Origin of the sequence: Arthrobacter sp. CG_A4 (genome assembly GCF_035985125.1) — a bacterium.
Lineage (GTDB): Bacteria > Actinomycetota > Actinomycetes > Actinomycetales > Micrococcaceae > Arthrobacter.
In genome coordinates this window covers 109,324-123,994 of sequence record NZ_JAXCID010000002.1, presented here as the reverse complement: position 1 = coordinate 123,994, position 14,671 = coordinate 109,324, and the positions used below count along the sequence as shown (strand labels likewise).

Below are 14,671 nucleotides of genomic sequence, written 5' to 3'. Positions count from 1 at the left end.
AGCTGCGGCGCAAACAGGCCAAGGTCACCATGTCCGACCAGACCCTGCTGGACACCAAAGGCCCGGGACAGTTCGTCCACACGGATCCGTGGCGCGTCCTTCGGATCCAGAGCGAATTCGTGGAAGGATTCGGCGCCCTCGCCGACCTCGGCCCGGCGGTGAGCGTCTTCGGCTCCGCCCGCACCCTGCCCGGTAGCCACAACTACGAACTCGCTGTAGAGGTGGGCCGGAAGCTTGCCGAAGCCGGTCTGGCCGTCATCACCGGCGGCGGCCCGGGGTCCATGGAGGCCGCCAACAAGGGCGCCGTACAGGGCAACGGGGTGTCGGTGGGCCTCGGAATCGAACTTCCCTTCGAGCAGGGCATGAACCAGTGGGTGGACCTGGGCATCAACTTCCGCTACTTCTTTGCCCGCAAGACCATGTTCGTGAAGTACGCCCAGGGGTTCATCGTTCTGCCCGGCGGGCTGGGAACCCTCGATGAGCTCTTCGAAGCGATGGTCCTGGTCCAGACCCGCAAGGTGACGTCCTTCCCGATCGTGCTCGTGGGGACGGCCTTCTGGAGCCCGATGCTGGATTGGATTCAGACCACGCTGGTGTCAGAGGGTATGGTGTCCGAGCCTGACCTCGACCTGGTACAGGTGGTGGACGATCCGGCGCTCGCCGTCGAGCTCGTAGTTGAGGGTGCCGCCCGGCACCGGAACCCGAACGGCCACAACCCCGGTCCGGGAACTGGCACCCACCCCCGGTAACACCGGGCCGGGCCGAGCCGCCAGAGTGAGCTGCACAGCCGGGCTGGGTTGCCGGGGGGCCGGCTTCTGGCACGATGGGGTTGTGAGTTTCTTCCTGGTTTTCCTTGCGATAGCGCTGATCGGCGTCGCCGTCCTGCTCGGCACACGTACGGCGTCGAAAATCTTCCGCCGACGCTGCGGCCAAAGCGACAGCACGCTGCACGACGGCGGACTGCCGCCCCTCGACGACGGCTTCGACGAGCCGGGGGCCAACCTGCCGCCGGTGCTGCTTCCTGCCGAGCCGGAACCGGCCGACGTCGACCGCCTCCGCTTTGCCGTGGGCCTCCGGGGCTACCGGATGGACCAGGTGGACCAGGTGCTTGACGAGCTGCGGGACAGGCTCGCCGCCAAAGACCTGAAAATTGCGGAACTCGGAGCGGACCTTGACGGTCGGCGGACCGCGCCGGGGCCAGCCCGTGAATAGGGAAACAGCGCATAGCGAAACGGCGCATAAGGCGACGCCGCAGAACGAAACGGCGCACCAGGAAACGCCGAGCGGTCCTGATACCCTGCCGGCCGGTGTCCCTGACCTGACATCGCCGGGCGTGAACCCTGAAGCCTGGCACCGGATGGCCTCCGCCGGTGCCCGGGTGGCGCGGTGGCCGTGGTGGATCCAGGTGGCTGGCCTGTACCTGGCGGCGCGGCTCGTCAGCGCCTGTATCTTCATGGCAGCGGCCCTGCATCAGGGCGTCAACCCCTGGTTTCCGGCCAAGCCGGACTATTGGCTGTTCGTCAACATCTGGGATGCCCGCTGGTACGGCGAAGTCCTGCAAAACGGCTACCCGGCGGTCCTGCCGACTGATGCGGCAGGCAGCGTGCAGGAGAACGCCTGGGCTTTCTACGCCCTGTTCCCGATGCTGGGCCGGGTGGTTGCCGGCGTGACGGGGATGGACCCCGCCCTTGCCCTGACGCTTATCGCCACGGTCTGCGGTCTGGCGGCGGCCCTCGTGGTCTACAGCCTCTTCCGGCACAAGGCGTCGCACCTCACCGCGCTGTGGGGAACGATCTTCTTCGCGACCTTCCCGGTCTCGCCGGTGCTGCAGGTGCCGTATGCGGAGTCACTGAACCTCCTCCTGCTCGCGGCCGCCTTGCTGCTCGTGGTGCGGCGACGCTATCTGTGGGCCATGCCCGTCGTCGTGCTGATGTGCCTGTCCAGGCCCACCGGCGTGCCGTTCGCGGCCATGGTGGGGCTGCTGTTCCTCTACCGGGTTTGGCAGCGCCGGGCTGCCCGCCGGCAAGGCGGAGACGGCCTCGCGACAGGCGCCGCAGGCGCCGTGCAGGCAGGCGCCGTGCAGGCAGGCGCTGTGCAGACAGGCGCCGTGCAGGCAGGCGCCGTGCAGGCAGGCGCCGTGCAGGCAGGCGCCGTGCAGCATAGCAACCCGGAACTCTGGTCCCTGGCCGGGCTGACCGCCGTCAGCGGGATCAGCGCCCTGCTGTGGCCCGCGATTGCCTGGGCCGCCACCGGAGATATCCAGGCCTACACCAGGACTGAATCCGTCTGGCGCGGCGGCGACCTGGTGCCCTTCAAACCCTGGTTCGACTCGGGCATCCTGCTGTTCGGTCCGGCGCTTGGTGTCGTGGCGCCTTTCGTGTTTGTTGCCGCCTTCGCCCTCGTCCTAATGTCCCGCCCGGTGCGGGCGCTTGGCCCTGAACTGCGCCTGTGGTGCGCCTGCTACCTGGGCTATCTGCTGCTCTTCCTGCATCCGCAGACGAGTACCTTCCGGATGCTGCTTCCGCTGTTCCCGCTCGCCTTGAGCGCGGCCCTGATCTCCCGGTCCCGTGCCTACCGCGGCACCGTGGTGGTCATGTTCCTGCTGCTGCAGATTGTCTGGATTGTCTGGCTCTGGGCGTGGGCGCCGTTGCCCGGCGGAGGGGACTATCCGCCGTGACGCATGTTACCTTTCCGGGCTGCCGGCCCGGCATGGTGCGGCGCGGCGGAATGTCCAACGATTAGCTACGGGCGCGTTGTTACGGGATAATAGTCGGTAAGCAAGGACAAGAAGCAAACTGAGCTTGTGGCCCTGATGGCTCTCATCACGGCGACCGGGCAGCTTGATTGACTAAGCGGACACAGCCCGGCCGGGCTGGTAAGTCACTGGACCAATGGAGGGGATATTCCTTATGGCGGCTATGAAACCACGCACCGGCGACGGCCCGATGGAAGTTACCAAAGAGGGACGCAGCTTGATCATGCGTGTTCCGCTGGAAGGCGGGGGACGGCTCGTGGTCGAACTTAATTCCGCCGAAGCCACGAACCTGAAAGAATGCCTCGTCGGCGTTACCGAGTAGCTTCACCGCACACCTTCGCCAGAGGGCGGGACCGGCAGCCGGTTGGCTGCCGGTCCCGCCCTCTGTTTCGTTGCCTGCCAGTACCCGGCCGCTGCGCTACTTCTTGACAGCGCTACTTCTTGACGGCGCTACTTCTTGACGGCGCTACTTTTTGACGGCGATCAGGAGGCCATCGCCGGTGGGCAGCATGGCTGACGAGAGGCGGTCGTCGTCGCGGATGGCCTTGCCCACCTGGCGAAGGACCACAGTGGTGGCGTCCCGGGCGGCCGGGTTGGCGACGCGGTCCTTGTCCAGGGCGTCGTTGACGATCAGCAGGCCGCCTGATTTGAGCAGCCGGGTGGCCTGCTCCACATAGCCGGGGTAGTTCGGCTTGTCGGCATCGATGAACACGAGGTCGTAGGCGCCGTCGGTCAGCCGGGGCAGGACGTCGGCGGCCCGGCCGGAAATGGTGCGAGTGCGGTTGGCCGGGCTGCCGGCTTCCTGGAATGCTTCCCGGGCGGCCTTCAGATGCTCGACGTCGACGTCGATGGTGGTCAGGACGGCCTGCGGCCCCAAGCCCCGCAGGATGCAGACACCGGACACCCCGGCACCGGTGCCGATCTCGACGGCGGTCTGCGCTTTCGAGGCGGCGGCGAGCACGGTCAGGACTGCGCCGACGCCGGGGCCCACCGGGGTGACGCCCAACTCGAAAGACCGTTCGCGCGCGTGCAACAGGACCTCATCCTCGGCAGGCAGATCTTCTGCGTAGGACCAGCTCGTGGACTTATCGGCGCTCATGGGGGTATCACTTTCTGGGCGGCAGAGGGAGTATTGTCTCCAGCGTACTGTGTTCAGCGGGGCCCGGACGGGAGGCGCCTCCGCTGCGGTTGTGATGGCAGACACCACCGTTCCGCCGTGGGCAGAAGGCCCCTCCGCGTCAGGAAATTCCCAGCTTGTTTTGAAATGATGAGTATCCGCTCATCCGCGTGATGATCGGCGCCGAATCAAGGGTGAAGCAGGAGCTTGCAGCCGCAAGCACCGTCCACGGCGTAGGTACCATCCATGAGGGGAGCGGACGATGTCGGTTCAGACAGTTGTCCCTGAAACTGAAGAGTCCCGGCTCACGGCCGAAGCGGAATGGGTCCGGCCCAGCTGGGAAGAAGTGGTGACCAACCACTCCGCGAAGGTTTACCGCCTTGCGTACCGGCTGACGGGCAACAAGTTCGACGCCGAAGACCTGACCCAGGAGGTATTCGTCCGGGTCTTCCGATCACTCGCGAACTTCAAGCCGGGCACCCTGGATGGATGGTTGCACCGGATCACCACAAATCTCTTCCTTGACCAGGCCCGGCGCAAGAGCCGGATCCGCTTCGATGCGCTGTCAGAAGACGCCGAGTCCCGGCTTCCCGGGCGCGAGCCGGGCCCGGAGCAGAGCTTCGAATTCAACAACCTTGACCTCGATGTCCAGGCCGCCCTCGAAGAACTGCCGCCGGACTTCCGTGCGGCCGTTGTGCTCTGCGACCTTGAAGGCCTGTCCTACGACGAGGTGGCGGTGGCCCTCGGCATCAAACTCGGAACCGTGCGCTCACGGATCCACCGCGGCCGGACCATGCTCCGGGAGAAGCTCGCGCACCGCGACCCGCGTCCCAAGCAGTCCCTGAAGCCGCGGCTTGCGATGCCGCGCATCGCAGGCCTCCTCTGATTCGGGCGATGGGGTTACTCGCACGATGGCGGCAGGGCCGGCACAAGCCGCAGCACCGGCACCTGGAGTTCTGCACCGAGTGTCTGCTGCAGCAGCGCCGGGAGCGCCAGTACCTTGAACGGCTCCGCGGCGCCGGGATCCCCAGCGCGAGCCACGACCTGACTGCACGCCTGCTGGCCCGAACCGAGAAACTGGCCTCGGAACAGCCGGCGGCGGCAGCTCCACCGCGTCGCCCCGGTCCGCAACGCGGGCGGCGGCTCGCGGCGCTTGTGGCTGGAAGTGCGGCAGCCGCCGCGACGCTGATGGCCGGCTCCGCCTACCTCCTCGGCGGCGACGCCCCGCCGCTGGCGGCAGGGGTCACGTCATCTGCCTTCCTGCAGAAGGACCTGCCCAGCGGCGAAGGAACATCCGCGGGCGCCGGTGCCGGTGCCGCCTCCCGCCTGAGCGTCGCCGGCGAACCCGGTATCACCCCGGCCGGAGCGCTCACCCCGGCGCAGCTGAACAGGCTGCGCTCCCAGGGATGGACATGTCCCGACCTGGGGGAGCTGGGCTACCACTTGGTCTGGGCCAGGGGCGGTGTGGTGGCTGGCGGGGAGGTCCTGGAACTGCGGCTCACTGACGGACAGCACTTCGCGACGGTCATGGAACAGCACGGAGGTCCGGACGTGCTGCCGTTGCCCAGCGGCACCCGGCCGGTCAATGTGCTCACCGGCCGCCCCGCGCCCGCTGACGGCTTCACCTCGGTACACGACGGGCTCTGGGTAAACCCGGCGGCGCCCTTCCGTGCCATCCTTCAGACGTCCGCCGCGACGTTCACGTACATTTCGGATCAGCCCGCAGAACAGGCGGACGACGGCGTGGCGGCTCTGATGCGGGCCGGTTCCGTTGGCGCCGCGGCGGATCCGGCTTCGGGCACACCAGCGGTCGGAGCCGGGGAAAGCCATGCGGGCGGTCTTAAGGCGCGGATGGAGCGCGGACTGGGCCGGATCCTGGAGTTCCTGGCCCCGTGACGCGGGGAATTCCGCTAGGTCGCCGTCGTGTGGCAGCGCCGAATCGTCTCGGCTCCGGTTGAGAGGGTAATCTTCCTACAGTGCTTGGAATCAATGGACCGGAGTTCTTACTTCTGCTGATCATCGGCCTTCTGGTGATTGGTCCCAGTCGGCTGCCCGAATACACCCAGAAACTTGCCAATATCGTCAAGGAAGTCCGCCGCATGGCGTCGGGGGCGCGGGAGCAGATCAAGGACGAAGTCGGCATCGACATCGATGACGTCGACTGGAAGAAGTACGATCCCCGGCAGTACGATCCGCGGCGAATCATCAAGGAAGCGCTGCTGGACGATGACAGCAAGCCGGTCAGCGCCGGTGCACCGGCCGCGGTGTCGGTGGCCGCAACGGCCGCCGCCGCGGAGCAGCGCCCGGCCCGGGTCATCGAGCGGTTGCCCGACGGCGAGTCCGCTCCGTTCGACTCCGAGGCGACCTAGGAGCGGGATCTCGGCCTCCTGGCCCGATCAGCGCGGCTGGAGCCCCATGGACATGCTCCGCGCCGGGTCCGGCGGATGGACATAGTGCCCGTATGCCCGGTGCAGGGTGCGAAGAATGGGCATGTCCCCCCGCTACCCGAGGTGCAGGGTGCGACCCGACTCCTCGGCATCGATCCCGATCAGCGCGGCTGGAGCCCCAGCGACATACCTTTCAGCCCTCGCGGGACCGACGCGAGCTTTCCGGCGATGTCCAGCAACGCTAGGGCCGCCGGCGTCTCCGAGCGGCCCAGCACCAGCGGAACCCCCTCGTCGCCGCCTTCACGGAGCAGGATGTCCAGCGGGATCTGCCCCAGCAGGGGGACCTCGGCCCCCACCGTGGCGGACAGCCGCTCGGCGAGTACGGCGCCGCCGCCGCTGCCGAACAGTTCCATCCGGGCGCCGTCGGGCAGTTCCAGGTACGACATGTTCTCCACTACGCCGGCCACGGTCTGGCCGGTCTGCGTCGCGATGGCGCCGGCCCGTTCGGCGACGTCCGAGGCAGCCGCCTGCGGCGTAGTCACCACGAGGATCTGCGCCTTGGGCAATAGCTGGGCCACGGAGATGGCGATGTCGCCGGTGCCCGGCGGGAGGTCCAGGAAGAGGGCATCGAGGTCGCCGAAGTACACGTCAGTGAGGAACTGTTCGAGCGCCCGGTGCAGCATCGGTCCGCGCCAGGCGACAGGCTGGTTCCCGGTGACGAACATGCCGATGGAGATGACCTTGACCCCGTAGGCCACCGGCGGCAGGATCATGTCATCCACCCGGGTGGGCGTCTGAGTGATGCCCATCAGTGCCGGCACGGAGAAGCCGTAGACGTCCGCATCCACGATCCCCACGCGCAGCCCTTTCGCGGCCAGGGCGCAGGCCAGGTTGACGGTGACCGACGATTTCCCGACGCCGCCCTTGCCACTGGCGACGGCGTACACCTTGGTCAGCGACCCGGGCTCGTTGAAGGGGATCCCGCGCTGGCCGCCAGCGCCGCGTAGTTGCTCTTTGAGGGCGTCGCGCTGCCCCTGGGTCATGACCTTGAGCTCCACCTCGACGGCGGTGACCCCCGGAACTGCGGACAGCGCCGCCTCGCAGTCGGCGGTGATGGTGCCGCGCAGGGGGCAGCCCGCGATGGTGAGCAGTACGGCGATCCGAACCATGCCGCCGTCGGAAATCTGCACCGTGTCGACCATACCCAGCTCGGTGATGGGACGGCGGAGTTCAGGATCGATCACGGTGGCGAGGGCGGCGTGCACTGCGTTGTGCAGCGGGGAGGCCGCGGAATGGTCCTGCGACGGATCCGGGGAGGAGCCCAGGGGAGTGTCCGGCGGGGTGCCATCCGGTGCGGTGCTCATGGGGATGACACTCAGCTTCCGGGGGACGCGCGGTGCACCGGGGGGCCGGGCATGTCCGGACCGGCGTCCGGGCCGCTGCCGGGCCCCGGCGCCGGGCTGCTGCCGGACTTGGAACCCGGTTTGGAGTCGGACTTGGAATCCGGCTTGGAATCGGACTTGGAATCCGGTTTGCTGCCGGTTTTGACCCGGGGGACCTGCTGGGTCCGGGGGCTGCGCTGCTTGTCGCGGCGTTCCTTCAGTTTCTCCTTGACCTTGTCCCGCGAGGATTCGTGGACCCCTGCGGCCGGATCGTGGGTGCGCAGTTCCTCCTGCGCCTCCAGCATGTCCTCCAGCAGGCTGCGCAGCTCGGCCCGGACGTAGTCGCGCGTGGCAACTTCACGCAGGGCGATGCGCAGCGATGCCAGTTCCCGGGTCAGGTATTCGGTGTCGGAGAGGTTCCGTTCGGCGCGCTGGCGGTCCTGCTGGAGTGAAACGCGGTCCCGGTCATCCTGCCGGTTCTGGGCGAGCAGCAGCAACGGCGCGGCGTAGGAAGCCTGGAGCGAGAGCATCAGGGTAAGCAGGGTGTACCCGAGGGCGCGGGAGTCGAACTGCCACTGATCCGGGGCAAAAGTGTTCCAGACCAGCCAGAGGAGGACGAACACTGTCATGTAGACCAGGAACTGCGGCGTGCCCATGAACCGGGCAAAGCCTTCCGTGGTCTGGCCGAAGGCGTCCGGGTTGGGGGAGAACTTCGGCAGGATCCGCTGGCGGCCGCTCAGGGGCGTATCGAGGCTTCCCTTGGCCGTCTTGCTGCCCGGCCGGACCGGCGGATTCCTGGGTGCGGTGTTATCAGCCAATGCGGCCTCCAAGCTTCCTTATCGGGACATCGTCCTCGTGGGCGCGCCAGTCATCGGGCAGCAGATGATCCAGCACATCGTCAACAGTCACCGCCCCCACAAGCCGACCGTCGCTGTTGACGACGGGGAGCGAGTTGAGGTTGTAGGTGGCCAGCGTGCGGGCCACCTCGCTGATGTGGGCCAGGTCCGACACGGGTTCCAGGGTCTTGTCCACCAGGTTGCCCAGCGGCTCCGGCGGCGGGTAGCGCAGAAGCTGCTGGATGTGGACGACGCCGAGGAAACGGCCGGTGGGCGTCTCCAGCGGGGGCCGGGCGATGAAGATTGATGACGCCAGCGCCGGGGAAAGCTCCTCGCGGCGGACGTGGGCGAGGGCTTCCGCGACGGTGGCTTCCGGCGGCAGGATGACCGGGACCGGGGTCATCAGGCCGCCAGCGGTGTCCTCGTCATATTCGAGCAGGCGGCGGACATCTTCGGCGCCTTCGGGCTCCATCAGCTGCAGCAGCTGTTCGGCCTGGGCGCTGGGGAGTTCGGCGAGGAGGTCGGCGGCGTCGTCGGGATCCATTTCCTCCAGCACGTCCGCGGCGCGGTGCACGTCAAGGGCGGAGAGGATCTCCACCTGGTCGCCTTCCGGCATCTCCTGGAGGACGTCGGCGAGCCGCTCATCCTGGAGTTCGCTGGCAACTTCGAAGCGGCGCTTGTCGCTCATCTCCTGGAGGGCCTCCGCGAAGTCGGCCGGCTTCAGGTCCTCGTGGGTCGCGACGAACTGGGTGGCGGCCTGCGGCTCGGTCCGGGCGCCCTGCTGCGCGTCGGCCCAGTCAATGATCATGGTTTCGTTGCGGCGCAGCCTGCTCAGCGGCGAGAGGGAATGGCCGCGGCGGACAAAGAGCTTGCTGACAAACCAGTCGCCGGAGCGGTGCTTGTCCATCGCGATGTCCTCGATGGTCGCATCCCCACTGCCGTCCGCGAGGGTCACGCGGCGGTCGAACAGTTCGGCCACCACCAGGGTCTCGGCGCCGCGCTGCTCGAAGCGGCGCAGGTTGACGAGTCCCGTACAGATGATCTGGGTCGGGTCGATCGAAGTGATCCGGGTCATCGGCACGAAGACACGTTTCTTTCCCGGCACCTCGACGACGATGCCCACCACATGGGGGGCGCCGCGGTTTCCGCGGGAGAGCACGACGACGTCGCGCAGCCGGCCCAGGCGGTCGCCCAGCGGGTCGAAGACGTCCAGTCCGAGGAGGCGCGCAACAAACACCCGCGAAAGATTTGTGCTCACCTGTACAGGCTACCCAGTCTGCTCTCTTTTAGCTGAATTTGCAGGCGATGCACAGCCGGATAGGTAAGAATGGGACTATGTCAAACATTTTTGGTGCCCCCAGGGCTGGTGCCCCCTCCGGCCCGGACGAGGCCCGCAGTGTCCCTAAGGGCGACACCGTCGGTTCCTACAACTCCTACCTGGATGCCCAGAAGGCGGTGGACTACCTCGCGGACCAGCAGTTCCCGGTGCAGATGGTATCGATCGTAGGCAACGAACTCAAAATGGTGGAGCGGGTGACGGGCAGGCTCACCTACCCCCGGGTTGCCCTCTCCGGCGCGGCCAGCGGCATGTGGTTCGGCCTGTTCGTCGGCATCATGCTCTCCTTCTTCTCCACGACCGACGGCGCCTTCTCGATCGTGACATCGGTGCTGATGGGTGCCGCGTTCTTTATGCTCTTTGGCATCGTCACGTACGCCATGCAGCGCGGAAAGCGCGACTTCACCTCGACCAGCCAGGTAGTGGCGACCAACTACGACGTCGTAGTCTCCTTCGAAGCCGCGAACGAGGCACGCCGGCTGCTCCACCAGCTCCCGATGACGCAGCATGACGCCTCGGCGTCCGCCGGGAGCACCGGTTACGCCCAGCACCAGCCGTACCAGCCGGGTCCGGAGCAGGGTTCCCAGCAGTCCGGCCAGCAAGGCCAGGCACCGCAGCGCCCCGCGAGCTGGAATGACCCGTACGGCCAGAAGACTCCGCAGGACAGCCGGCAACAAGACAGCCGGCAACCGGCCGAAGGCCAGCAGGCTGAGCCGTCCCCGCAGCAGGCCGCCGGTCCGGCTGAAGCAGCAGCCGCTGCCGCGCCGGAGGCGGAAGAGGCCGCCAAGCCAGCCGGTTTTGCGTATCCGGACCTGCCCGACGGCCGCCCGCAGTACGGCGTCCGCGTCACCGACGGGCCCAAGCAGGAACCGGGCCAGGGCAGCTCACAGCGCTAGTGGTTCTTTTCGTTAGTTCGGTGGGGTTGGACGCGGGGAGTTAGACAGGGCCTCGGCCTTTTCGCGCCGGGGGACATGTCCATTCTTCGCGCCCGGAACTGGACAGAATGAAAGTATGTCCATCCGCTGGCTCCGGCGCGGGGCATGTCCCATCGGGCCGGTGTCCAGTCCAGCGGGACATGTCCATTCTTTGCGCCCGGGACCGGGCACAACGGGACTATGCCCATCCGCGCACCCCGGCGCAGGGCATGTCCCTTAGCAGTGCCCTCCCAGCCCCCAGGAGCCAAGCCCAACCGACGAACCAACGAAAACGCCCGCTAGCCGGCGCTGCCCGGTCAGGGCTTAGGCCCGCGCACAGAAAGCCCCGTCCGGAGAACCGGACGGGGCTTTCTGCGGGGCTTTCTGCCCGGGCTATACACGGCGGCGGTATGCCCCGGGTGGTGCGGGCCTGCAGCCGGACCATGCGCCGCGGGCCCGCGGTGGAACTAGGGGTTCTGGCCGTTGGCTTCCTGGTAGATGCCCGCCATCCAGGATTCGACGTCGTCGGCCTTGCGCGGCAGGGCGGCGCTGAGGTTGACCGGGCCGGCCGCGGTCATGAGGATGTCGTCCTCGATGCGGACACCGATGCCGCGGTATTCCTCGGGGATGCCGAGGTCCTCGTTCTTGAAGTACAGGCCGGGCTCGATCGTGAAGACCATGCCGGGCGTGAGGACACCGTCCAGGTAGAGTTCACGTTTGGCCTGGGCGCAGTCGTGCACGTCCAGGCCGAGGTGATGGGAGGTGCCATGCGGCATCCAGCGGCGGTGCTGCTGGCCCTCGGCGCTGATGGCTTCCTCCACCGACACCGGCAGCAGGCCCCAGCCGGCGAGCCGCTCCGCCAGGACCGTGGTCGCGGCGGTGTGGATGTCGCGGAATTTGGTTCCGGGCTGGGCTGCAGCGAAGCCGGCGTCGGCGGCGTCGAGCACTGCCTCGTAGACCTTGCGCTGGATCTCGGTGAACGTGCCGTTGGCCGGCAGTGTGCGGGTGACGTCCGCGGTGTACAGCGAGTCCGCCTCGACGCCGGCGTCGAGCAGCAACAGCTCGCCGGCATTGACCTTGCCGGTGTTCCGTGTCCAGTGCAGCACGGTGGCATTGTTTCCGGCGGCCGCGATGGTGTCGTAGCCGAGCTCGTTGCCGTCCTCCCGGGCCCGGGCGAAGAACGCGCCCTCGACGACGCGCTCGCCGCGCTGATGGGTCAGCGCCCGGGGCAGGGCCTTGACCACCTCGGTGAAGCCCTGCACGGTGGCGGCGACGGCCGTCTTCATCTGCTCGATCTCCCACTCGTCCTTGAGTAGGCGCAGCTCGGAGAGGGCTTCGAAGAGCAACTCGTCGAGGGCGTCGAGGATGCCAAGGTCCAGGTTTTCCGGATCTTTGGCCGTGTTGTAGCGGGCGGTGTCCACGAGGGCGTCGATGTTCTCGTCCACCTTGCGCACCAGCCGGATCGAGATGCCGCCGATTTCGGGGGCGCCCACGTTCTTGGTGATGGCGAGCTCGAGCTCGCTGATATCGTCGGTCGCCAGGCCAAGGCGGGCCTTGAACTCGGCGAGGCTGGGCCGGGCCCCGATCCAGAACTCGCCCGAGCGGGAGTCGGCGTAGAACTGCTCGGTGTCGCGGCCGGCCAGCGGGCGGAAGTACAGCGTCGCATGGTGGTGGCCGCCGTCGTCGCCCTTACCCTCGCCGGCAGGTTCCAGGATGAGCACGGCGTCGGGCTCGTGGTCCAGGCCCAGTCCGGTGAGGTGCGCGAAGCCGGAGTGCGGGCGGAAGCGGTAGTCGCAGTCGTTCGAGCGGACCTTCAGCGGACCGGCGGGGATGACCAGGCGTTCGCCTTTGAACTGGTCTGAAATTGCGCGGCGGCGGGTGGCGGCATGGCCGGCGACGGCGTCGCGTTCCGGCTGCTCATCCCGGGACGGGGCCCAGTTACTGGCCATAAAGGCCTTGAAAGCGGCGGAACTGGGCCGCTGCGAGCGGTTGTTGACGCGCTCTTCGAGGGGCTGGGAAGCGGAGACTGTGGTGTTATCTGCATCGTTCACGCATCTATCGTCTCACCAGCGGCGCGGCCGAGGCCAACAGGCCGGCGTTGCCCATCTACTAGGCTGGTGGGGTGAGGATAGACCTGCATGCCCATTCGAACGTTTCCGACGGCACCCAAGCGCCCGGTGCGGTGATGGCCTCCGCGGCTGAGGCGGGACTCGACGTCGTGGCCCTGACCGACCACGACTCGACCGACGGCTGGGCCGAGGCCACGCTGGCGGCCCGGGAACACGGGATTGCGCTGGCTCCCGGCATGGAGATCTCCTGCCGGACCACCGAAGGCATCAGCGTCCACCTGCTCTGCTATCTGCATGACCCGGCGCACCCCGGTCTGCTGGACGAGATCACCAAGGCCAAGGACGCGCGCTTCGTCAGGGCCGAACGGATGGTCAGCCTGCTCGCGGAGGACTATCCGCTGAGCTGGGACGACGTCATCCACCATGTGGCGCCCGGTGCCACCCTGGGCCGGCCGCACATTGCTGACGCGCTTGTCGCCGCGGGCGTGGTGGCAGACCGTACCGAGGCCTTCGAGTCCATCCTGACGTCGCACTCGCGCTACTTCGTGCAGCACTACGCGCCGGACCCGGCACTCGCCGTGGGGCTGGTCCGTGCGGCCGGCGGCGTGCCGGTCTTCGCCCACCCGGTGGCCTCGTCCCGCGGACGGATCGTCGGGGAGCGCACTTACCGGGAGATGATCGACGCCGGACTGGCCGGGCTGGAGATCGACCACCGGGACAATCCCGAGGAGGGCAGGGCGTTCCTGCGCAAACTCGCCGAGCGGCACGGCCTGCTGGTGACGGGTTCCTCCGACTACCACGGGGCCGGGAAACCGAACCTGTTGGGTGAGAATCTGACCTCGCCCGAGGTGTTTGCCCGGATCGAGGAACTCGGCACCGGAACACCTGTGGTGCGCTGACGGACCAGCCCCCCGTCCCCGCCCGCCTGCCCGCCCGTTGCGCTATCAGTTGGAGTCCCCATCCGGCCGGATTAGGCACCGGGACTGATAGGGCACGGGGAGTCAGTTGGCCGGGAAGACGCTGAACTCGGCGTGGGCCGCGAGGCGTTTGGCCATGACGTCGATCGCGGGCTGGTTTTGGTCCACACAGACGAACCTGCGGTCCAGCTTCGCGGCGACGGCGCCGAGCGTTCCGGAGCCGGCGAAGAAGTCCAGGCACCAGTCGCCGGGGCGGCTGGAGGCGGCCACCACCCGGCGGATCACGCCCTCGGGCTTCTGCGTGGGGTAGCCGGTCTTCTCCTTGCCGGTGGGTGAGACGATGGTGTGCCACCAGACGTCTGTGGGGAGTTTGCCGAGCTCGCGTTTGGCCGGTGTGACCAGGCCGGGCGCCATATACGGCTCCCGGTCCACCTCGGCGCTGTCAAAGTGGTACTTCGCCGGATTCTTGACGTACACGAGGATGTTGTCGTGCTTGGTGGGCCAGCGGTACTTGGCCCGCGCGCCGTAGTCGTAGGCCCAGATGATCTCGTTCAGGAAGCACTCCCGGCCGAAGATGGCGTCCAGCATCACCTTGGCGTAGTGTACCTCCCGGTAGTCCAGGTGCAGGTACAGGGTGCCGTCGTCGGCGAGCAGCCGCCAGGCCTCGACCAGCCGCGGCTCCAGGAATGACCAGTAGTCGCTGAAAGCGTCGTCGTACTGGTGCAGGGCGCCCTTAATCGTGTCGTAGGACCGGCCCTTGAACCCCACCCGGTCGCCCCCGCCGGCGGCGTTGACCACCATTGTGGTTCCCTGGCGCGTCTGGACCCGTCCGGTGTTGAACGGCGGGTCCACGTAAATCAGGGTGAAGGCGCCGTCCGGCAGCGTGGGGAGGTAGTCAGCGTTGTCCGCGTGAACCACCAGGTTGCTGCCGTCCGGCGCCCAGACGTTCTCTGTCATG

The 14,671-nt window shown here is 67.6% G+C and carries 16 protein-coding genes; 9 read left to right on the top strand and 7 right to left on the bottom strand.

What is annotated here, in order from left to right; genetic code table 11:
* Window positions 1-29: 29 nt before the first annotated feature.
* Window positions 30-749, top strand: coding sequence for a TIGR00730 family Rossman fold protein (locus tag RCH07_RS01860; RefSeq protein ID WP_442784762.1), 720 nt, complete (start codon window positions 30-32; stop codon window positions 747-749).
* Window positions 750-831: 82 nt separating this feature from the next.
* Window positions 832-1,212 carry a DivIVA domain-containing protein gene (locus tag RCH07_RS01855; protein ID WP_326965758.1) on the top strand — a complete coding sequence of 127 codons (381 nt, stop codon included), beginning with the start codon at window positions 832-834 and terminating at the stop codon, window positions 1,210-1,212.
* A 634-nt stretch (window positions 1,213-1,846) separates the two neighbouring features.
* On the opposite strand, the gene RCH07_RS19240 is transcribed toward RCH07_RS01855, so the two are convergent.
* Window positions 1,847-2,161, bottom strand: a complete 315-nt coding sequence (locus RCH07_RS19240) for a pentapeptide repeat-containing protein (RefSeq protein WP_442784759.1) — start codon at window positions 2,159-2,161, stop codon at window positions 1,847-1,849.
* Between RCH07_RS19240 and RCH07_RS19235 the strand changes: the two genes are divergently transcribed.
* Window positions 2,153-2,677, top strand: coding sequence for a hypothetical protein (locus RCH07_RS19235; RefSeq protein WP_442784758.1), 525 nt, complete (start codon window positions 2,153-2,155; stop codon window positions 2,675-2,677). The two genes, RCH07_RS19240 and RCH07_RS19235, sit on opposite strands and share 9 nt — an antisense overlap.
* A 232-nt stretch (window positions 2,678-2,909) precedes the next feature.
* Window positions 2,910-3,077 (top strand): DUF3117 domain-containing protein, encoded by a 168-nt coding sequence (locus tag RCH07_RS01845; protein WP_069949162.1) that lies wholly within the window; start codon window positions 2,910-2,912, stop codon window positions 3,075-3,077.
* Between the two features lie 144 nt (window positions 3,078-3,221).
* On the opposite strand, the gene RCH07_RS01840 is transcribed toward RCH07_RS01845, so the two are convergent.
* A complete protein-coding gene (locus tag RCH07_RS01840; protein ID WP_326965757.1) occupies window positions 3,222-3,854 on the bottom strand; it encodes an O-methyltransferase in 633 nt (210 codons plus the stop codon).
* 280 nt (window positions 3,855-4,134) lie between these two features.
* On the opposite strand from RCH07_RS01840, the gene sigE reads away from it, so the two are divergent.
* The 3 genes from sigE (at window position 4,135) to RCH07_RS01825 (ending at window position 6,241) form a co-directional block, all read left to right on the top strand.
* Entirely contained in the window at window positions 4,135-4,758 is a 624-nt protein-coding gene (gene sigE / locus RCH07_RS01835) for an RNA polymerase sigma factor SigE (protein ID WP_326965756.1), read from the top strand.
* 8 nt (window positions 4,759-4,766) lie between these two features.
* A complete protein-coding gene (locus RCH07_RS01830; RefSeq protein WP_326965755.1) occupies window positions 4,767-5,768 on the top strand; it encodes an anti-sigma factor in 1,002 nt (333 codons plus the stop codon).
* A gap of 80 nt (window positions 5,769-5,848) precedes the next feature.
* Window positions 5,849-6,241 (top strand): Sec-independent protein translocase TatB, encoded by a 393-nt coding sequence (locus RCH07_RS01825; RefSeq protein WP_326965754.1) that lies wholly within the window; start codon window positions 5,849-5,851, stop codon window positions 6,239-6,241.
* A gap of 179 nt (window positions 6,242-6,420) precedes the next feature.
* Here the strand turns inward: RCH07_RS01825 and RCH07_RS01820 are convergent, their stop codons facing one another.
* The 3 genes from RCH07_RS01820 to RCH07_RS01810 are packed head-to-tail and all read right to left on the bottom strand — an operon-like array spanning window position 6,421 to window position 9,735.
* Window positions 6,421-7,623, bottom strand: coding sequence for an Mrp/NBP35 family ATP-binding protein (locus RCH07_RS01820; RefSeq protein WP_326965753.1), 1,203 nt, complete (start codon window positions 7,621-7,623; stop codon window positions 6,421-6,423).
* 11 nt (window positions 7,624-7,634) lie between these two features.
* Window positions 7,635-8,471 carry a DUF1003 domain-containing protein gene (locus RCH07_RS01815; RefSeq protein WP_326965752.1) on the bottom strand — a complete coding sequence of 279 codons (837 nt, stop codon included), beginning with the start codon at window positions 8,469-8,471 and terminating at the stop codon, window positions 7,635-7,637.
* Window positions 8,452-9,735, bottom strand: a complete 1,284-nt coding sequence (locus RCH07_RS01810; protein ID WP_326965751.1) for a magnesium transporter MgtE N-terminal domain-containing protein — start codon at window positions 9,733-9,735, stop codon at window positions 8,452-8,454. Before RCH07_RS01810 ends, RCH07_RS01815 begins: the two co-directional genes overlap by 20 nt.
* Before the next feature lie 77 nt (window positions 9,736-9,812).
* Here RCH07_RS01810 and RCH07_RS01805 point away from each other — a divergent pair, with 77 nt between their 5' ends.
* The gene (locus tag RCH07_RS01805) at window positions 9,813-10,709 is read left to right on the top strand and encodes a general stress protein (protein WP_326965750.1); all 897 of its coding nucleotides are present in this window, start codon (window positions 9,813-9,815) and stop codon (window positions 10,707-10,709) included.
* A 485-nt stretch (window positions 10,710-11,194) separates the two neighbouring features.
* Here RCH07_RS01805 and RCH07_RS01800 read toward each other — a convergent pair whose 3' ends face one another.
* The gene (locus tag RCH07_RS01800) at window positions 11,195-12,778 is read right to left on the bottom strand and encodes an aminopeptidase P family protein (protein ID WP_326965749.1); all 1,584 of its coding nucleotides are present in this window, start codon (window positions 12,776-12,778) and stop codon (window positions 11,195-11,197) included.
* A gap of 71 nt (window positions 12,779-12,849) precedes the next feature.
* Between RCH07_RS01800 and RCH07_RS01795 the strand changes: the two genes are divergently transcribed.
* Window positions 12,850-13,695 carry a PHP domain-containing protein gene (locus tag RCH07_RS01795; protein WP_326965748.1) on the top strand — a complete coding sequence of 282 codons (846 nt, stop codon included), beginning with the start codon at window positions 12,850-12,852 and terminating at the stop codon, window positions 13,693-13,695.
* A gap of 102 nt (window positions 13,696-13,797) precedes the next feature.
* On the opposite strand, the gene RCH07_RS01790 is transcribed toward RCH07_RS01795, so the two are convergent.
* On the bottom strand, window positions 13,798-14,670 hold the full coding sequence (locus tag RCH07_RS01790) for a DNA-methyltransferase (RefSeq protein ID WP_326965747.1): 873 nt from the start codon (window positions 14,668-14,670) through the stop codon (window positions 13,798-13,800).
* Window position 14,671: the final 1 nt, after the last annotated feature.

What these genes read in the sequence shown, in the direction of transcription:
- RCH07_RS01860 (WP_442784762.1), top strand. Translation starts at nt 30, where the DNA reads ATGTCCGACCAGACCCTGCTGGACACCAAAGGCCCGGGACAGTTCGTC.
- RCH07_RS19240 (WP_442784759.1), bottom strand. Translation starts at nt 2,161, where the DNA reads ATGCTGCACGGCGCCTGCCTGCACGGCGCCTGCCTGCACGGCGCCTGC.
- RCH07_RS01845 (WP_069949162.1), top strand. Translation starts at nt 2,910, where the DNA reads ATGGCGGCTATGAAACCACGCACCGGCGACGGCCCGATGGAAGTTACC.
- RCH07_RS01840 (WP_326965757.1), bottom strand. Translation starts at nt 3,854, where the DNA reads ATGAGCGCCGATAAGTCCACGAGCTGGTCCTACGCAGAAGATCTGCCT.
- sigE (WP_326965756.1), top strand. Translation starts at nt 4,135, where the DNA reads ATGTCGGTTCAGACAGTTGTCCCTGAAACTGAAGAGTCCCGGCTCACG.
- RCH07_RS01830 (WP_326965755.1), top strand. Translation starts at nt 4,767, where the DNA reads ATGGGGTTACTCGCACGATGGCGGCAGGGCCGGCACAAGCCGCAGCAC.
- RCH07_RS01820 (WP_326965753.1), bottom strand. Translation starts at nt 7,623, where the DNA reads ATGAGCACCGCACCGGATGGCACCCCGCCGGACACTCCCCTGGGCTCC.
- RCH07_RS01805 (WP_326965750.1), top strand. Translation starts at nt 9,813, where the DNA reads ATGTCAAACATTTTTGGTGCCCCCAGGGCTGGTGCCCCCTCCGGCCCG.
- RCH07_RS01790 (WP_326965747.1), bottom strand. Translation starts at nt 14,670, where the DNA reads ATGACAGAGAACGTCTGGGCGCCGGACGGCAGCAACCTGGTGGTTCAC.